The organism is Pseudomonas sp. EL_65y_Pfl1_R83, from assembly GCF_963970695.1.
Classification (GTDB): Bacteria; Pseudomonadota; Gammaproteobacteria; order Pseudomonadales; family Pseudomonadaceae; genus Aquipseudomonas; species Aquipseudomonas tritici.
The window spans coordinates 1-16,590 of record NZ_CAXAQI010000005.1; the positions used below are offsets into that span (position 1 = coordinate 1).

The 16,590-nt window shown below is 60.5% G+C and carries 14 protein-coding genes; all 14 read left to right on the forward strand.

Going from position 1 to position 16,590, the window contains the following annotated elements:
- Positions 1–194 precede the first annotated feature (194 nt).
- The gene (locus tag AACY08_RS08430) at positions 195–659 is read left to right on the forward strand and encodes a hypothetical protein (RefSeq protein ID WP_339469037.1); all 465 of its coding nucleotides are present in this window, start codon (positions 195–197) and stop codon (positions 657–659) included.
- Positions 656–1,072, forward strand: coding sequence for a hypothetical protein (locus AACY08_RS08435; protein ID WP_339469038.1), 417 nt, complete (start codon positions 656–658; stop codon positions 1,070–1,072). Before AACY08_RS08430 ends, AACY08_RS08435 begins: the two co-directional genes overlap by 4 nt.
- Before the next feature lie 326 nt (positions 1,073–1,398).
- Positions 1,399–1,665, forward strand: coding sequence for a hypothetical protein (locus AACY08_RS08440; protein ID WP_339469039.1), 267 nt, complete (start codon positions 1,399–1,401; stop codon positions 1,663–1,665).
- A gap of 459 nt (positions 1,666–2,124) precedes the next feature.
- Complete coding sequence (locus tag AACY08_RS08445) at positions 2,125–2,535, forward strand: MarR family winged helix-turn-helix transcriptional regulator (protein ID WP_065872815.1); 411 nt, start codon at positions 2,125–2,127, stop codon at positions 2,533–2,535.
- Positions 2,532–4,610: an FUSC family protein gene (locus tag AACY08_RS08450; protein ID WP_339469041.1), complete on the forward strand. Its 2,079-nt coding sequence runs from the start codon at positions 2,532–2,534 to the stop codon at positions 4,608–4,610. The genes AACY08_RS08445 and AACY08_RS08450 overlap by 4 nt, the downstream gene beginning before the upstream one ends.
- The gene (locus AACY08_RS08455; RefSeq protein ID WP_339469043.1) at positions 4,607–4,816 is read left to right on the forward strand and encodes a DUF1656 domain-containing protein; all 210 of its coding nucleotides are present in this window, start codon (positions 4,607–4,609) and stop codon (positions 4,814–4,816) included. The genes AACY08_RS08450 and AACY08_RS08455 overlap by 4 nt, the downstream gene beginning before the upstream one ends.
- Positions 4,813–5,703, forward strand: coding sequence for an efflux RND transporter periplasmic adaptor subunit (locus AACY08_RS08460; protein WP_339469044.1), 891 nt, complete (start codon positions 4,813–4,815; stop codon positions 5,701–5,703). The genes AACY08_RS08455 and AACY08_RS08460 overlap by 4 nt, the downstream gene beginning before the upstream one ends.
- On the forward strand, positions 5,700–7,142 hold the full coding sequence (locus tag AACY08_RS08465; RefSeq protein WP_339469045.1) for an efflux transporter outer membrane subunit: 1,443 nt from the start codon (positions 5,700–5,702) through the stop codon (positions 7,140–7,142). The genes AACY08_RS08460 and AACY08_RS08465 overlap by 4 nt, the downstream gene beginning before the upstream one ends.
- An 81-nt stretch (positions 7,143–7,223) precedes the next feature.
- Positions 7,224–7,856: an NADH:ubiquinone oxidoreductase subunit N gene (locus AACY08_RS08470; RefSeq protein WP_339469047.1), complete on the forward strand. Its 633-nt coding sequence runs from the start codon at positions 7,224–7,226 to the stop codon at positions 7,854–7,856.
- 249 nt (positions 7,857–8,105) lie between these two features.
- A complete protein-coding gene (locus AACY08_RS08475; protein ID WP_339421188.1) occupies positions 8,106–9,602 on the forward strand; it encodes a YdgA family protein in 1,497 nt (498 codons plus the stop codon).
- Between the two features lie 316 nt (positions 9,603–9,918).
- Complete coding sequence (gene pgaA / locus AACY08_RS08480) at positions 9,919–12,399, forward strand: poly-beta-1,6 N-acetyl-D-glucosamine export porin PgaA (RefSeq protein WP_339469048.1); 2,481 nt, start codon at positions 9,919–9,921, stop codon at positions 12,397–12,399.
- A gap of 12 nt (positions 12,400–12,411) precedes the next feature.
- Positions 12,412–14,415 (forward strand): poly-beta-1,6-N-acetyl-D-glucosamine N-deacetylase PgaB, encoded by a 2,004-nt coding sequence (gene pgaB, locus AACY08_RS08485; protein ID WP_339469049.1) that lies wholly within the window; start codon positions 12,412–12,414, stop codon positions 14,413–14,415.
- Positions 14,416–14,417: 2 nt separating this feature from the next.
- The gene (gene pgaC, locus AACY08_RS08490; RefSeq protein WP_339469051.1) at positions 14,418–15,767 is read left to right on the forward strand and encodes a poly-beta-1,6-N-acetyl-D-glucosamine synthase; all 1,350 of its coding nucleotides are present in this window, start codon (positions 14,418–14,420) and stop codon (positions 15,765–15,767) included.
- Positions 15,764–16,246 carry a poly-beta-1,6-N-acetyl-D-glucosamine biosynthesis protein PgaD gene (gene pgaD / locus AACY08_RS08495; RefSeq protein WP_339421182.1) on the forward strand — a complete coding sequence of 161 codons (483 nt, stop codon included), beginning with the start codon at positions 15,764–15,766 and terminating at the stop codon, positions 16,244–16,246. Before pgaC ends, pgaD begins: the two co-directional genes overlap by 4 nt.
- Positions 16,247–16,590: the final 344 nt, after the last annotated feature.

Here is a 16,590-nt window from a genome sequence, read left to right on the forward strand (position 1 = left end):
GGGATATCAGCCATTTTTTGATGCACCGGTACAACTGGATTCGACCGCACCAATTTAATGGTGGGCTGCCACCGGCTCAGGCTGAGAAAAAACTTAACGTCGTGTCCGGGATCAGTTGACCACTACAGGGCGAGCTTCTTAGTGAGTGCAATATTTCACCTGTTGTTTGCTCGGGGGGGAAAGATCAACGGCGGGTGTTGGATAAATTGGCAGTCGGTGATTGGTTATTTGTGATGGAGCATCCCTTCCTTCCTTTAAGTAGAGAGAGTCGCGTTACATACGGACATCTGATGGGGCGCCGGCTTTACGTCGGGCCGGGTAAGTGGGAAAAAGTCAGTATCGATTACGACGGCGTTAAAAATACCGCAGTCCTGGCTGCCAATCGGTTGGCTTCCATGGGCGATGAGGGGCGAATGTTTCTGTCGGACGGAAAGTATCTCGCGAACACCACCAGGGTCATGACTCAAAAGTGGGTGCGGCTTGATAGTCGCGATGATCAGCCCACTCACCGATCGGTTGAGCGTCGGTATGGTGAGCTACGGCATATCAAACAACGCTATCTGGAGGGGGATGACAACTGGCAGGTAGGTGGTAAATCCTGGCACTGGCAGCCCGTAACACCGGATATGGCCTACGAATACAAGGATGTTGAAAAATGACGCGCAAACACATTTTTTGGTTTTGGGGATCTATGGATGCCATTTATCTTGCTCGGTACGTCATTACCAGTGTGATGGGTGGCAGAATCCCCTATTTCAGTGATGTTGAGAACGCGGTATGGATTCTGCGCGAACACAGCGTCGCGCAGATTTACATGTTTGTATTCGTTATGCTTTTGCAGGCCTCTATAATCGTGTCTTGTTTGCTTTTTTTTATTCAACAAGAAAGCGTCAAATGGTTAGTTTATCTTCAAGCGCCTTTGCGCCTGGCATTTTTGATTCCATCGGTTTCGGTCTTGCTTATCGGCGCTCGCTTAGTTCCAGACTACAACTTGGTATTAATGGTTGTGTTAGTCGTTGTTTCCGAGATGGTTAAAGTTTGGAGCGTCTGGCGGTGGAGCAAAAAATGCTGACGTTTCCAGCAGGCTCGTCAGGAGACAAAACGGTCATTAAGTCGGTTGCACTGCCTCAACCATCCAACCTATAGTTCGCCCCGTCGCCGCACATCGGCGACCGGATTTGGCGATCCGAGTTTCTGTGACGCGTTTCAGCGTTCATACCCCCGTGCTTTCTCATCTTTGGATGAAGGTGCAGGGTTCTATGGCGGCTGTACGCGGGAGATCTTCGGATCTGCCGGGTTTCACAGATAACCGGTTCGCCAACCTGCGTACAGCTGCCACCTTTTCTTGTTTGGCGACGAGAGCGAGTGGTTCAAACCCTTATCTGTGAGGTTTTATCGATGGACCAATACAAACCGTTTCAAACCAATCTCACCAGCGTTCCTGTCCTGGCCTACAACATCTTCGCCCCCTCGCACCTGCTCCACGAAACGGCGCGCAGTCGCATCCGTATTGGCACAGAGCTGTTGGAAACCCTCACCGCCAAAGCGGACAGCCAGAAGCTGCATCATTTGGTCACGGCCGCACTGGTCTCGCTGCGCGATGGCCTGGACATGATGAGTGAAATCCAGCGCGGACTGGACGGGCAAGCCGAACAGCAAGCCTGAAACCAACGCTGATCTAAATGTGGGAGCTGGCTTGCCTGCGATAGCCATAGGTATCTACACATCTTTAGCCATCCCCCGGCGTAGCAGCTGTCGAGCCCCAGCGAGGCTGCGTCAGCGGTGTGTCAGACAGGCCGCAAACGCAGCCTCGCTGGGGCTCGACAGCTGCTACGCACTATCACAGTGAAAATGTGTAGATACTTATGCTGCGATAGCGGAGTGTCAGTCGACATCTACCTCGACTTGACCACCGCCATCGCAGGCAAGCCAGCTCCCACATGGGTTTGCAGCGATTCAAATGGCTCGTCCGCGCTCAGGCACGCTTTCTCCACCCACACCGCCCACCACCCACCACTAAATTGTTTCAAAACTTGACGCATATGGTCTCATCCGCCATATTGATAGTTAGCAAACTAACTGTATGCGAACTATCCAGTGCCTCAATCCCTCGAACAACTCCAGATGAACCTGAGCAGCAGCATGGTGGTGGGCGCCCGTCACTGGCGCAAAATCTGCCAGACCACGCTGGTGAGCTACGGCATTTCCGAAGCCTGCGCCGTGCCGCTCTTGATGATCGGCCGCTTGGGCGATGGCGTGCACCAGGTCAAAGTGGCCCAGGCCTCGGGCATGGAAAGCCCGTCGCTGGTGCGCCTGCTCGACCGGCTGTGCACCGACGGCTACGTGTGCCGCACAGAAGACGTCCACGACCGTCGCGCCAAGTCCTTGAGCCTCACCGAGCGCGGCCGTGAGCTGGTGCAAGCGGTGGAGGCGCAACTGGTGCGTCTGCGTAAGGACGTACTGGCGGATATCGCCCCCAACGATCTGGAAGCCGCGCTGCGTGTGTTGCGCGCCTTCGAGGCGGCGACGCTTTGAACGGATTTTTTACCGGTTTCCCGCCCGCCCGTGACTGGTTCTATGGGGTACGTACCTTCGCGGCGTCGATGATCGCGTTATATATCGCCATGCTTATGCAGATGCCGCGTCCGTATTGGGCGATGGCCACGGTGTATATCGTCTCAAGCCCGTTTGTCGGCCCTACCAGTTCCAAAGCACTGTACCGCGCCATCGGCACCTTCATGGGCGCAGCGGCGGCGGTGATTTTCGTGCCGATGTTCGTGCAGTCGCCTTACATGCTGGTGGTGGTGATTGCCTTGTGGACGGGCACTTTGCTGTTTCTGTCCATGCACCTGCGCACCGCCAACAACTACGCCTTGATGCTGGCCGGCTACACCTTGCCGCTGATCGCCTTGCCGGTTGTGGATAACCCCCTGGCTGTGTGGGATGTGGCCGAAGCGCGTACCGAAGAAATCTTCCTCGGCATCGTAGTCGCGGCGGTGGTGGGCGCGATGTTCTGGCCGCGCCGTCTCATGCCGGTGTTCGATGGCTCGGTGACCAAGTGGTTTGCCGACGCCCAGGTTTATAGCCAGCGCTTTCTGACCCGCAACGTTGAGCCTGAAGAAATCAGCACGTTGCGCGGCGGTATGGTCGCCACTTTCAACACCCTCGAACTGATGATCGGCCAGTTGCCCCACGAAGGCGCAAGGCCGCAGACGGTGCGTAATACCAAAGAGCTGCGCGGGCGCATGATTCACCTGCTGCCAGTGGTGGATGCACTCGACGATGCGCTGTATGCCATCGAGCATCGCGCGCCGGAGTTCCTGGATAAAATCACGCCGTTGCTGGAAGCGACCCGCCAGTGGCTGGAAAACACCCAGGACAGCGCGCCGATGGACAGCTGGCGCGCCCTGCGTGATCAGGTCGATGCCCTGCAACCCCACGGCAAAGCGCTGGACGATCGCCACACGCTGCTGTTCTCCAATGCGCTGTACCGTTTGGGTGAATGGATCGACCTGTGGCAAGACTGCCGTAGCCTGCAAGCCGCCATCCAATGTGAAAGCCAGGACAGTTGGCGCGCGGTCTACCGCCACTGGCGCCTGGGCCGGCTCACGCCGTTCCTCGACCGTGGCCTGATGTTCTACTCGGCGTTCTCCACCGTCACCGCGATCATCGTTGCTTCGGTGCTGTGGATTTTGCTGGGTTGGACCGACGGCGGCAGCGCAGTGATCCTGGCGGCTGTCGCCTGCAGCTTCTTTGCAACGATGGATGACCCCGCACCGCAGATCTACCGGTTCTTTTTCTGGACCGCCATGTCGGTGTTGTTCGCCAGCCTCTATCTGTTTTTGGTGCTGCCCAACCTGCATGACTTCCCGATGCTGGTGCTGGCGTTTGCCGTGCCGTTTATCTGCATCGGTACGCTCACCGTACAGCCGCGATTTTACCTGGGCATGCTGCTGACGCTGGTGAATACCTCGTCGTTTATCAGCATCCAGGGCGCCTATGACGCGGACTTCCTCAACTTCGCCAACGTCAACCTGGCTGGGCCGGTGGGCTTGCTGTTTGCCTTCGTGTGGACACTGATTGCACGGCCGTTCGGTGCTGAACTGGCGGCCAAGCGCCTGACGCGTTTCAGCTGGCGCGACATCGTCACGCTCACCGAGCCCGCGACCCTGGCCGAGCACCGGCACATGGCTGTGCAAATGCTCGACCGCCTGATGCAACACTTGCCGCGCCTGGCCCTGATTAACCAGGACACCGGCACCGCCTTGCGCGATTTGCGCGTGGCGCTGAACCTGCTCGACCTGCTGGCTTACTCACCGCGCATCCTCGGTGTGCCACGGGTGCTGCTCAATCAAGTGGTGGAAGGTGTGGGCGGTTACTTCAAGGCGTGCCTCAAGGCCGGTGAACGCTTGCCGGCGCCCAGCGGTCTGCTGATGACGCTGGACCGCACGCGTCGCGCCCTCAACGGCCAGGGTTTGCAAGACGAAGATGACACCCGCCTGCACCTGCTGCACGCGCTGGCCGGTTTGCGCCTGGCGCTGTTGCCGGGCGTGGAATTCATTGGCGGCGCCGAGCTGCAAGCGCCGTTGCCTGATGGAGCGCCTTTATGATCGGTGATCTGGATATCAGCGGGGTGTTCCTGCCCACGTTGCTGGTGCTGATGGGCTTTACTTATGTGTTGTTTCTGGTGGTGCACGGGTTGTTGACCCGCATCCACTTCTATCGCCTGGTCTGGCACCGGGCATTGTTCAACGTGGGACTCTACGCGCTGTTGCTGGGCGCGGTGGACTCACTCAGTCGATACCTGATGACATGAAAAAACCTTTTTTGACCATCGGCCGTGTCGTCCTGACGCTGTTGATCGTGACGTTTGCGGTCGTCGTTGTGTGGCGCATGGTCATGTACTACATGTTTGCCCCCTGGACCCGTGACGGCCACATCCGTGCCGACATTGTGCAGATCGCCCCGGACGTGTCCGGGCTGATCCAGCGCGTCGACGTGCGCGACAACCAGTTGGTAACCAAGGGCCAGGTGCTGTTCGCCGTCGATCAGGACCGTTTTAAGCTGGCCCTGCGCCAAGCCCAGGCCGCCGTGGCCGACCGCCAGGAAACCTTGGCCCAGGCCCAGCGCGAGTACAAGCGTAACCGCGGCCTCGGCAACCTGGTGCCCCGCGAGCAACTGGAAGAAAGCCAGTCGCGCGTGGCCCGGGCCCAGTCTGCCCTGGCTGAAGCCCAGGTGACGGTGGACTCTGCCCAGCTCAACCTTGACCGCTCGGTGATCCGCAGCCCCGTGGACGGTTACGTCAACGACCGTGCGCCGCGTACCCAGGAGTTCGTCACCGCCGGGCGCCCGGTACTGTCGGTGGTGGACAGCAATTCCTTCCATATCGATGGCTATTTCGAAGAAACCAAGCTCGACGGCATCCATGTCGGCATGAGCGTGGATATCCGCGTGGTTGGCGACAACGCTCGCCTGCGTGGCCATGTGCAAAGCATCGTCGCCGGTATCGAAGACCGCGACCGCAGCAGCGGCTCCAACCTGTTGCCCAACGTCAACCCGGCGTTCAGCTGGGTGCGCCTGGCCCAGCGGATTCCGGTGCGCATTGCGTTTGACGATGTGCCAGCGGACTTCCGCATGATCGCCGGGCGTACGGCGACTGTCTCGATCATCGGCGATAAGGTTAAAGACGGAGACAAACCATGAAGCAGCTGTTGGCGAGCGCTGCGCTGGGTTTGCTGCTGTCGGCCTGCCAAGTGGTGGGCCCGGATTACGCACTGCCGGATAAAGCCGCCGTCAACCGTGGCGATCTGCAAGGGCAAATCGCTGGGGAGGGCAACAATGTGGTGTCGGCGCCGGTGCCGGCCGACTGGTGGAAACTGTACAAAGACCCACGCCTGGATGAGCTGGTGCGCCAGGCGATGGCGTCGAACACCGACTTGCGCGTGGCGGCTGCGAACTTGCAGCGTGCGCGCTTTCAGACCCAGCAAGCGGAATCCGCAGGCGGCTGGAGCCTCGGCGCGAAGGCTGAAGCCCAGCGTCTGCAAGAGTCTGGCGAAGCGTTTTTGCTGACGGAAAAAGTCCCGGTGGGCAATATTGGCAGCGTTGGTATCACCACGTCCTACCAGTTCGATCTGTTCGGTACGCTGCAACGCGGCATCGAAAGTGCCCAGGCCAGTGCCGATGCGGCCCAGGCGGCTGCTGATATTGCGCGCATCACCCTGGTAGCCGATGTCGTGCGCTCCTATACCCAGGTCTGCGCCGCGAACGAAGAGCTGGCGATTGCCAATGAGTCCCTCGACCTGCAGGCCCAAAGCACTAAGCTCACCCAGCGTCTGCGTGACGCCGGACGTGGCGATGAAACCCAGGTGACGCGCTCGCAAACCCAATACAAATCCTTGCGCGCCGACATGCCGCGCTACCAAGCATTGCGCCAGGCCGGGCTGTTCCGCCTGTCGATGCTGTTGGCCAAGCCGGTGGAGCAACTGCCGGCGGGCACCGGCACTTGCGCCGAGCTGCCGCACATCGCCCAATTGCTGCCGGTTGGCGATGGCGCGGCGTTGCTCAAGCGCCGTCCCGATGTGCGTCAGGCCGAACGTCAACTGGCCGCCGCCACCGCGAGGATCGGCGTGGCGACGGGCGCGCTTTACCCGGATATCAGTATTGGCGCCACGGTGGGGACCGTTGGCCTGCTCGAAAACCTTGGCCAGCCTGCGACCAACCGTTGGGGCTTTGGCCCCATGATCAGTTGGACAGTGCCGACCAACGGCGCCCGCGCGCGCGTTCACGAAGCCGAAGCCGCCACCCAGGGCGCCCTGGCGCACTTTGACGGCGTGGTGCTCAATGCCATCCGCGAAACCCAGACCGGCCTGGCGCAGTACACTGCGCAACTGCAACGCCGCGATGCATTGGCAGAAGCCGGCGAATCGGCCAAGGAAGCAGCAGGGCAGACCCACCGCTTCTTCCAGGCCGGCCGCGCGTCGTTCCTGGCCGACCTGCAAGCCACCCGCACCTACACCGATGTGCGCGCGCAACTGGCGGCGGCCAACACCCAGGTTGCCATGAGCCAGATCGATTTGTTCCTGGCCCTGGGCGGCGGTTGGGAAAGCGGACGAACGCAAGCGTCACAACCCAGCAAACCCTGAGCGAATAGCTATGCTTTGACAGGCGGACCGCCGCGACGATCCGCCTGTCACTGCTCGCGTTTGCTCATGGGGATTCCAATAATGAAAAACCCTTATGCTCCCGCTTTCTGGTGCGTGTGTTTCGCACTGGTGTTGTTATCGGCGACCTATTTCTACGGCGTGATGCTCGCCCATCAGCTCGACAAGGCGATGGTGTTTCTCGACAGTGCCTGCCTGGTGATCGGCACCCTGTCCATTGGCGTAGTGGCGTGGGCCTCTTACCAGAATCAACGGGTGAAGAAAAAACTCCTCGAACAAGGCAAGACCCGCGTGGCGATCTGGGACACCAAGGTCGCCCTGCGCCGGGTCGAGACCGTGTTCGACCGCTATTTCTGGGGCAGCTATTGGCAGCCGGGGCGGACCTTCCAGGAAGTCATGGGTGACCTCACTGGCACGCCTCTGGAGAAAAGCCTCGAAGTCCTGAAAAAACAGTGCGTGGCACTTGATCAGCAGGTCGCTGACGGTAGGCACTGGCTGAACAACGCGCGGGAACTGTCCGACGTTGCCACGCAAATGGCCCGCGAGCGCTATCGGCTGGACTTCTGCGACCCCAAGTCGGACACCCCCGGCAATGCGGTCATACACCGCGAGTTTGAGGTGCTGGTGTACACCTGGACGGCGCGCTTGAAGAGCTTCGACCACCAACTCGATGAAATTGAGCTGGAGTACTCCTGACGTAGCAGTGGTCGAGTAGAACGAGGCCGCGTTCGAGGACGAAGTCCTCGTAAAGCCAGCACTTATGGTTTCTGATAAACCAGGTTGCCCGGTTTTACGACTGCTTCGCAGCCGAACGCGGCCTCGCTGCGCTCGACCGCTGCTACGGTGCCTATGCTAATCTTCCCCCGTTTTCGGCGGGCTTGAGCCAACCCCCTCAGGGTTCAAGGAAGACCGCCCACTTCTCACAGGATTTGATCAGGTCACTTCATGAATAAGCCAGCCGTTGTTCTTTTGGGTTTCGTTGTCGCCGTTGGCGTCGTCAGTGCAGGCGGTGCCTGGTACACCGGTAAGCAGCTGGAGCCCGTGCTGCAGACGGCGGTGCAGGACGCCAACAAGGAACTGCAACGTTCCATGGCCGGCGTCGACGGCACTGTTGCCCTGGAGCTGGTGTCCTTGGACCGTGGCCTGTTCAGCAGCACCGCGCACTATCGCCTCAAGGGCCAGGGCTCGTTCTTCGGAGAGCAGAATCCGAACCCCGAGCTGCTGATTGTCGACCATATCGAACACGGCCCGCTGCCGTTCTCGCGCCTGGTATCGCTGAAATGGCTACCGGTCATGGCTACCAGTCACTACGAGCTGGAAAAGAACGCCACCACTGAGAAATGGTTCGCCGCCGCCAAAGACGTGTCACCGCTCAAAGGCGTGGCCAATATCGGCTACAGCCGTTCGGTGAGCGGTAATCTCGAACTGCTGCCGCTGACGTTCAAGGACGAGACGGCTTCGGTGAACTTCTCTGGCCTCAACCTGGATTTCGACAGCACCGCCGAGGGTAAGAAGGTCAAGGTCGACGGCTACATGAACAGCCTCAAACTGGCTGTGGTCGATGCCAATGGCGCACCCTTCGACGCTGAATTCGCCGGCCTGACCGTGGCCAGCAACCTGGAGAAATCCACCTTCGGCTTCTACACCGGGCAGAACACGATAGAGCTGACCGACACCAAGCTCACCTTCGGCCCACAGAAAGCCGTAATGACCCTCAAGGGTTTCGAGCAGAAAGATACCAGCGAAGTCAAAGACAACAACATGGCCGGCCGCGTCGACTACAAGATCGACGAGATCGGCTATCAGGGCAAACCCGTGGGTTCCGCCGCCATGGCCCTGAGCGTGAAAAACATCGATGTGCCCTCTGGCCTGCTGCTGACCAAGCTGTATCAGGACAAGATGCAACCGGTGCAAGCCGCTGCTGCCGCCGGCCAACCGGTGCCGGAGCTGCAACTGACTGAGGCTGAGCAGGCCCTGGCTGAAGCCAACGTCGACCAGTTGCTGGCCGCCAAGCCACACGTGGCGCTGGAAAACCTGTCGCTGAAAACCACCCACGGTGAAAGCAAGTTCAACCTGGTGCTGGACCTGGCCAAGCCGACCTCCATGGAATTGCCGCCGGTTGAGTTGGGCAAGCAAATGGTCGCGCTGCTGGACGCCAACCTGACCCTGTCCAAGCCAATGATCGCCGACGTTGCCGCCCTGCAAGCGCAGCTTGGTGGTGTGACCGATCCTAAAGCCATCGAGCAGCAATCCCAGATGGCCAGCGAAATGGTCAGCGGCATGGCCGTTGGCACACAACTGGCGACCCTGGTGGGCAGCGACGTGGTGTCCAAGCTGCATTACGCCAACAATGAAGTGACCTTCAACGGCCAGAAGATGACCGTCGAGCAGTTCATTGGCTTTGTGATGTCCAAGGTTGGCTCAGTGAGCGGCGCCCGATAAGCCTCGGGGCCGCGCAAAGCGGCCCGATTGAAATGCAATCAAACTGTGGGAGCGGGCTTGCTCGCGAAGGCGGTGTACCAGTCACTCTAGATGTTGACTGACACATCGCCTTCGCGAGCAAGCCCGCTCCCACATTTGGTTTGTGGCACTGGTCAGGCAATTCTGAACAATTGTTCTGAATCTCCCTCCCCCTTTCTCCGCTAAGGGATAGTTCATACAGGAAAGCTAGGTCGGGTCACGAGACGCCGACACCCTGATGCAAATCGCTCAGGACCACCTATCGCTACAGCTTTCCGTGTGTAAGGAAGCTCACGATATGCTGCGAAACCTCCCACTCAGTGCCTCAGGCCGGTTACGGCTGCTCATCGGGGTAACCTTGTGCAGCCAGTTGCTGATGCCCACCTTTGCCATGGCCGACCCGGCCTACGACGCCCTGATCATCCAGGCGCGCAACGGCAACTTCACACCCGCCCTGACTCAACTGCGCCAATTGCCGGCCGAGCGCCAGACGCCAGGCCAGATCAGCGACCACTTGGTGATCGCTGGCTGGGCCGGACAGGGTGCCGAAGTGCTGAAGGTGTACGAGGCACAGGGTCAGCATCGCAACTTGACCGCCCAGGCGCTGGCCACGGTTGCGCGAACCTATCGCAACCAGAAGCAGTGGGCGCAGGCCGAGGCGGTCTATCGCAAAGCGCTGTTGCGTGAACCGAACAATGTCGACCTGCAACTGGGCCTGGCCCTTACCCAGGCCGACGGCGGCAAAGTCAGCGAAGCGGTGCAACGCACACGCGCTCTGGTGGCGGCCAAGCCGGATGATCCCAATCGGCGCATGGCCCTGGGCTACGCACTGACTCGTGCGGGTTCGAACTACGACGCCCTGTTTGAATTCGACCAGGCTTTTATCCGCGCCGGCGACAAGCCCGAAGTCGCCCGCGAATACCTCGTTGCCCTGCAAAAGGCCCGTCTGCCGGAAGCCGCCTTGCGCTTGTCGGCCCAGCGCCCGGGGCTGGTCGACCCTGTGACCCAGCGTCGCCTCGAAGGCGACCTGGCCGCCGAGCGCGTACGCATGGCCGAGTTCGCCACGCGTACCGAGAAAGAACGCTTTGTGATCGCCGACCGCGCGCTCGCGGACTACGACAGACTGCTCGCCCGCTGGGCCCCCGACGCCAGCGCCCAGGGCGACGTGATGATTTGGCGCATCGACCGCCTCGGCGCGCTCAAGGCCCGGGCGCGCACCGCCGAGGTCATTCGCGAGTACGAAGCCCTCAAGGCTGAAGGCGTGCAATTGCCGACCTACGCCTTGCGCTGGGTCGCTGCCGCCTACCTCGACCAGCGCCTGCCGGAAAAGGCCGCCCCGCTGTATCGCCAGGCGGTGACCGCTGCGGATGCCGACCCAGGCGATCATGTCAAAGACAGTTCCGCCCTGTTCTACGCCTTGCTGGAAAACGACCAGGTGGCAGAGGCGCGCGCGGTCGCCGACAACCTGGCCCGCACCGAGAAGCCCCGCGTTGAGCTCAAGGGCCTGCCCATCGGCAACCCCAACGACGAGTGGATGGACGCCCAGCAGTTGGCGGCCCAGGCCGGAACCTATGGCGATGACCTGGAGACCAGCGAAGAAAGCCTGGAAACCTTGGGCAACAAAGCCCCAGGCAGCATCGGCGTGCGTTTGGCGCAGGCCGAGATGTACCGTGCCCGCGAATGGCCAAGACGCGCCGAAGCGTCACTCAAGGAAACCGAAAACCAGAGCCCGCGCGACATCGGCGTGGAAATGTCCCAGGGCTTCACCGCGCTGGACCTGCAGGAGTGGCGCCAGCTCGACCTGCTTGCCGATGACGTGGTCGCCCGCGCCCCGGAAAACCGCCAGGTCCAGCGCCTCGATCGCCTGCGCAAAGTGCACGACATGGCCGAAGTCCGCGTCGAGGCCTACACGGGTAAAAGCTACGGTGGTAGCAATAACGCAGACGCCGGCGCGATCAGGGGCAGCCGCGACTGGGGCATTGAGACCGTGATCTACACGCCGCCCATCGACGAAGACTGGCGCCTGTTCACCGGTGCCGGCTACGGCACCGCCGACTTTACCGAAGGCAGCGGCCATCACCGTTGGCAGCGCGTGGGCGTGGAGCGGCGTACCCGTGACATGACCCTCGAAGCCGAAGTCTCCAACCACTCCTACGGCTTTGGCTCCAAGCAAGGCGCGCGCGTAGCGGTTGCCCGCGACATCAATGACCATTGGCAATACGGCGGCAGCCTCGACTACCTCACGGCGACCACGCCGTTGCGGGCGCTCAATACCGATATTACGGCCAATGGCGGCAGCGGTTTCATCCGCTGGCGCGCGAATGAAAGCCGCGAATGGAAACTGACCGTCAGCCCGTCGCATTTCAGCGATGGCAACGATCGCCTCGAAGCCTTGCTCGCCGGCCGCGAAGGCATCTACAGCTCGCCCAAGGTGCAAGTGGAGTTAGGCCTGGAAGTCAGTGCCAGCCGCAACAGCAAGGAAGACACGCTGTACTTCAACCCGAAGTCGGACTTCGGCGTGATGCCCACCGTCAACGTCAACCATGTGCTTTATCACCGTTACGAGACCCAGTGGAGTCAGCAGTTCCAGGTCGGCGCGGGCACTTATCGCCAGCAGGATTACTCCAGCGGCGGTGTCGGCTTGATCGGTTACGGCCAGCGCATTCGCTGGAACGACGTCCTGGAAGCCGGCGCCAACCTGAGCCTGGTCAGCCGAACGTATGACGGTGATCGCGAACGCGATCTGCGCCTGCTCGTCGACCTCACTTACCGTTTTTAAAAGAGCCTGATCATGACCCTCCTCAGCCGTTATCTGCTGGTCCTGGGCGTATTGCTGGCCAGCGCCTGCGCCCAGCAACCCGCGCCATTCACGCCACCCGCCGAGCGCCCGACACAGGCCAACGAAGCGCCGTGGCCGAAAAACTATTTCCTGGGCATTGCCTACCACGACGTCAATGACACCGATCCCGATCAGGCGGTGGTGGCGGTGCGCACCGAGCGTTTGATCGATCAGTTGGCCTGGCTGCGCGAGAACGGCTACCAGGCGGTCAGCGTGGACCAGATCCTCGCCGCTCGCCGGGGTGGGCCGGCCTTGCCGCCCAAGGCCGTCATGCTCAGCTTCGACGACGGTTATTCCAGCTTCTACACCCGCGTGATGCCGATTCTGCGCGCCTATAACTGGCCAGCAGTGCTCGCGCCGGTCGGCTCCTGGATCGATACGCCGCTGAACCAGCCGGTGGACTTCGCCGGTCTGCCACGGCCACGCGGCGAGTTCCTGACCTGGCAGCAGATCCGTGAAGTGTCGCGCTCCGGCCTGGTGGAAATCGCCGCCCACACCGACGCCAATCACAAGGGCATTCTGGCTAACCCCCAGGGCAACCTGGAACCGGCCGCCACCACGCGGCGCTTCGATCCGGCGACCAATCGCTATGAAACCGAGGCACAGTTCCAGGCGCGGATGCGGGCTGACGTGGTCGCGATCTCGAACAAGATTCGCGCCGTTACCGGCAAGGCGCCTCGGGTGTGGGTATGGCCCTATGGCGCCGCCGACGGCACCACGCTCGCGGTTGTGGACGAGCAGGGTTACAAGATGGCGCTCACGCTGGACGACGGCCTCGACGACTCGAACAAATTGATGAGCAGCCCGCGCTTTCTGGTTGCCTCCGATCCGGACGGCGAGCACTTCGCCAGCAGCATCGTTTCGGTGCAGGCCAAGGCGCCGATGCGCGTCGTGCATGTGGACCTGGACCACGTCTACGACCCCGACCCGGCGCAACAGGCGCGTAACCTCGATGTACTGGTACAGCGTGTAGTGGACATGGGCTCGCCGACAGTATTCCTGCAAGCCTACGCCGACCCCACGGGTGACGGCCTGGTGCGTTCGCTGTACTTCCCCAACCGCCATCTGCCGATGCGCGCCGACCTGTTCAACCGGGTCGCCTGGCAGTTGCATACCCGGGCTCGTGCCAGCGTTTTTGCGTGGATGCCGGTACTGAGTTTCGACCTCGATTCCAAGTTGCCTCGCGTGACACGTTGGGACCCGCAAACCGGCAAGGTGGGCACCGATCCGGATGATTACAAGCGCCTGTCGCCGTTCGATCCAAAAGTGCGGCAGATGATCGGCGAGATCTACCAGGACCTGGCGAGCTCCGGTAACAGTGGTGTCGACGGCGTGCTGTACCACGACGATGCCAAGCTGAGCGACTTTGAAGACGCCAGCCCCGCAGCACTCAAGGCCTACGCCGCCCAGGGCCTGCCGGACAACATCGCCGCCCTGCGTGCCGACCCTGTCGTGATGCAGCGCTGGACCCGCTTCAAGAGCCGCTACCTGATCGACTTCACCAACGAGTTGACCGCCAAGTTCCGCGCCATCCGTGGCCCGCAGATACTGACGGCGCGCAATATCTTTGCCGAGCCGATGCTCAACCCCGGCAGCGAAGCCTGGTTCGCGCAGAACCTTGACGATTTCCTCCAGACCTACGACTGGACCGCGCCAATGGCCATGCCGCTGATGGAAGGCCAGGCATTGAATAACGCCGACGCCTGGCTGGAAAAACTGGTGGCCACGGTCAAGCGGCGCCCCGGCGCGCTGGAGCGCACCGTGTTCGAGCTGCAAGCCAAAGACTGGCGCACCGAGGCCGCGCCGGATATCAGCGGTGAGCAGCTGGCGCACTGGATGAGCGTGCTCAAGCGCCAGGGTGTCACGAGTTTCGGTTACTACCCGGACAACTTCCTGGAAAACTCCCCGGACCTGAAGACTGTGCGTCCGGCCCTTTCCAACCAATGGAACCCTTGACCATGTTCGACAGAATCCTGGCTTTATTCGTGCTGGCATTGGTATTGGGTGTGCCTCTGGGCCTGATCTTCCTGGTCACCGGGCAGTTCCTGATGGACTTTGTGTTTTTCTACCCGCTGTTCATGTCGGCATTGTGGATTGCAGGCGGTTTGTATTTCTGGCTGCACTGGGAGCGCCACTGGCCCTGGAAAGAGGACACGCCGGCGCCGACACTGGCTGGCAACCCGCTGATCTCGATCATCATCCCTTGCTACAACGAAGGGGAGAACGTCGCCGACACCATGGAGGCCGCGCTGGCCCAGGTGTACCCGAACATTGAAGTGATCGCCGTCAACGACGGTTCCTCGGATAACACCGCAGCCGTACTGGATGCCCTGGCCTTGCAGCATCCACGCTTGCGCGTGCTGCACCTGGCGCAGAACCAGGGCAAGGCGGTGGCCTTGCGCATGGGCGCCGTTGCCGCGCGCAGCGAATACCTGGTGTGCATTGACGGCGATGCGCTGTTGGATAAAAACGCGGCTGCCTATTTGGTCGCGCCGATGCTCGACAACCCGCGCCTGGGCGCCGTGACCGGCAACCCACGCATCCGCACACGTTCAACCCTGATCGGCCGGGTGCAGGTCGGCGAGTTCTCTTCGATCATCGGCTTGATCAAGCGCACGCAACGGGTAATCGGTCGAATCTTCACGGTGTCCGGTGTAGTGGTGGCGTTCCGTAAAAAGGCGCTGGACCGCATCGACTACTGGAGCAACGACATGATCACCGAAGACATCGATGTCAGTTGGAAGCTGCAACTCGATCACTGGAGCATCTTCTACGAGCCCCGTGCCCTGTGCTGGATCCTCATGCCCGAAACCGTCGGCGGCCTGTGGAAACAGCGCCTGCGCTGGGCCCAGGGCGGCGCCGAAGTGCTGTTCAAGAACATCCGCGGCATTTGGCAATGGCGTCATCGCTACCTGTGGCCACTGCTGTTCGAATACTGCTTGTCCACCGGCTGGGCCTTCACCTTTTTGCTGTCGGTCATCTTCTGGGGCGTGGGCAAATTCATCCCGCTGCCACAAGCGATTACTGTCGAGTCGTTGATGCCGCCGGCGTTTACCGGGTTGGTGTTGGCGATGGTGTGCCTGTTGCAGTTTGCGGTGAGCATCCTGATTGACCGCCGCTACGAGAAAGACCTGTGGAAAACCCTGTTCTGGACGGTGTGGTACCCGATGGTGTTCTGGCTAGTCAGCCTGTTTACCACCCTGGTCAGTTTTCCAAAAGTGCTGTTCAACCAGCATCAGAAGCGTGCGCGCTGGGTCAGCCCGGACCGTGGTATCAAACCGCTCGAAAATGAGGAGGCGTCATCATGAAACTGGTCAGAACCCGCCAACGTTCCGTGATGTGGGTCATCGATGCGCTGTTGACCCTGATGGCCTGGGCCGGCTTGATCTGGTTGTTGGCACGTGGGATTACCTCGATGCTCGATACCCATGGCGGTCCTCGATTCGAGGCGCCGATATTTGCCGCGCTCAATACCCTGCAAATCTACCTGTGGATCGCCCTGCTCAACGCCGTCATCCTGATCAGTTGGGCGCGCCACCAACAACGCCGAGGTCGCAAGTTTGCCCAGCGCCGGGCCGAGGCCAAGGCGCTTACTGACAAAAACCTGAGCGAGAGCTTCAGTCTCGGCGAAGGTGACCTTGAGCAGCTGCGTCGGCCTGGGGTGTTGGTGATCCATAACGACGAGGAAGGCGGTGTCGCGCAGGTGAAATCCCATGTCTCCCGTGAGGTAGAAAAACCGGGGTTGATCCTGGTGCCAGGCAAGGATCAGAACAAAGGCGCCAGCTAAGAAGAACGCTGGAAAATCGTTCCCATGCAACGTGGGAACGATGTTGGTAAATACCGATAAGTGGGATCCAATTCACAAAACCTCCGAGAACTTTTCTGCCTTTTTCGGTACTAACTTATCTCGGTAAGAACTTGATGGCCAACTAGTGGCAACTATTAAGTTCTCCGACGAAATCGTCATCAATACAGCTGCCGCTTGTCGGAATATAACTTCCAGCAATAAGCCGTATGCCTGTTTGATAATTTTTAATTGTTAATAATCAACAGGTTGCGCGAGCATCTTGCACGCTTATTCAACGTGCTCGGTTCTTTAAGTGAGCGGAAATTCGATGTTAGTTTGCCGCC

Coding starts and splice junctions, on each gene's coding strand:
- pgaB (WP_339469049.1), top strand. CDS start 12,412: ATGACCCTCCTCAGCCGTTATCTGCTGGTCCTGGGCGTATTGCTGGCC.
- AACY08_RS08465 (WP_339469045.1), top strand. CDS start 5,700: ATGAAGCAGCTGTTGGCGAGCGCTGCGCTGGGTTTGCTGCTGTCGGCC.
- AACY08_RS08455 (WP_339469043.1), top strand. CDS start 4,607: ATGATCGGTGATCTGGATATCAGCGGGGTGTTCCTGCCCACGTTGCTG.
- AACY08_RS08470 (WP_339469047.1), top strand. CDS start 7,224: ATGAAAAACCCTTATGCTCCCGCTTTCTGGTGCGTGTGTTTCGCACTG.
- AACY08_RS08435 (WP_339469038.1), top strand. CDS start 656: ATGACGCGCAAACACATTTTTTGGTTTTGGGGATCTATGGATGCCATT.
- AACY08_RS08475 (WP_339421188.1), top strand. CDS start 8,106: ATGAATAAGCCAGCCGTTGTTCTTTTGGGTTTCGTTGTCGCCGTTGGC.
- AACY08_RS08440 (WP_339469039.1), top strand. CDS start 1,399: ATGGACCAATACAAACCGTTTCAAACCAATCTCACCAGCGTTCCTGTC.
- pgaA (WP_339469048.1), top strand. CDS start 9,919: ATGCTGCGAAACCTCCCACTCAGTGCCTCAGGCCGGTTACGGCTGCTC.
- pgaC (WP_339469051.1), top strand. CDS start 14,418: ATGTTCGACAGAATCCTGGCTTTATTCGTGCTGGCATTGGTATTGGGT.
- AACY08_RS08445 (WP_065872815.1), top strand. CDS start 2,125: ATGAACCTGAGCAGCAGCATGGTGGTGGGCGCCCGTCACTGGCGCAAA.
- pgaD (WP_339421182.1), top strand. CDS start 15,764: ATGAAACTGGTCAGAACCCGCCAACGTTCCGTGATGTGGGTCATCGAT.
- AACY08_RS08460 (WP_339469044.1), top strand. CDS start 4,813: ATGAAAAAACCTTTTTTGACCATCGGCCGTGTCGTCCTGACGCTGTTG.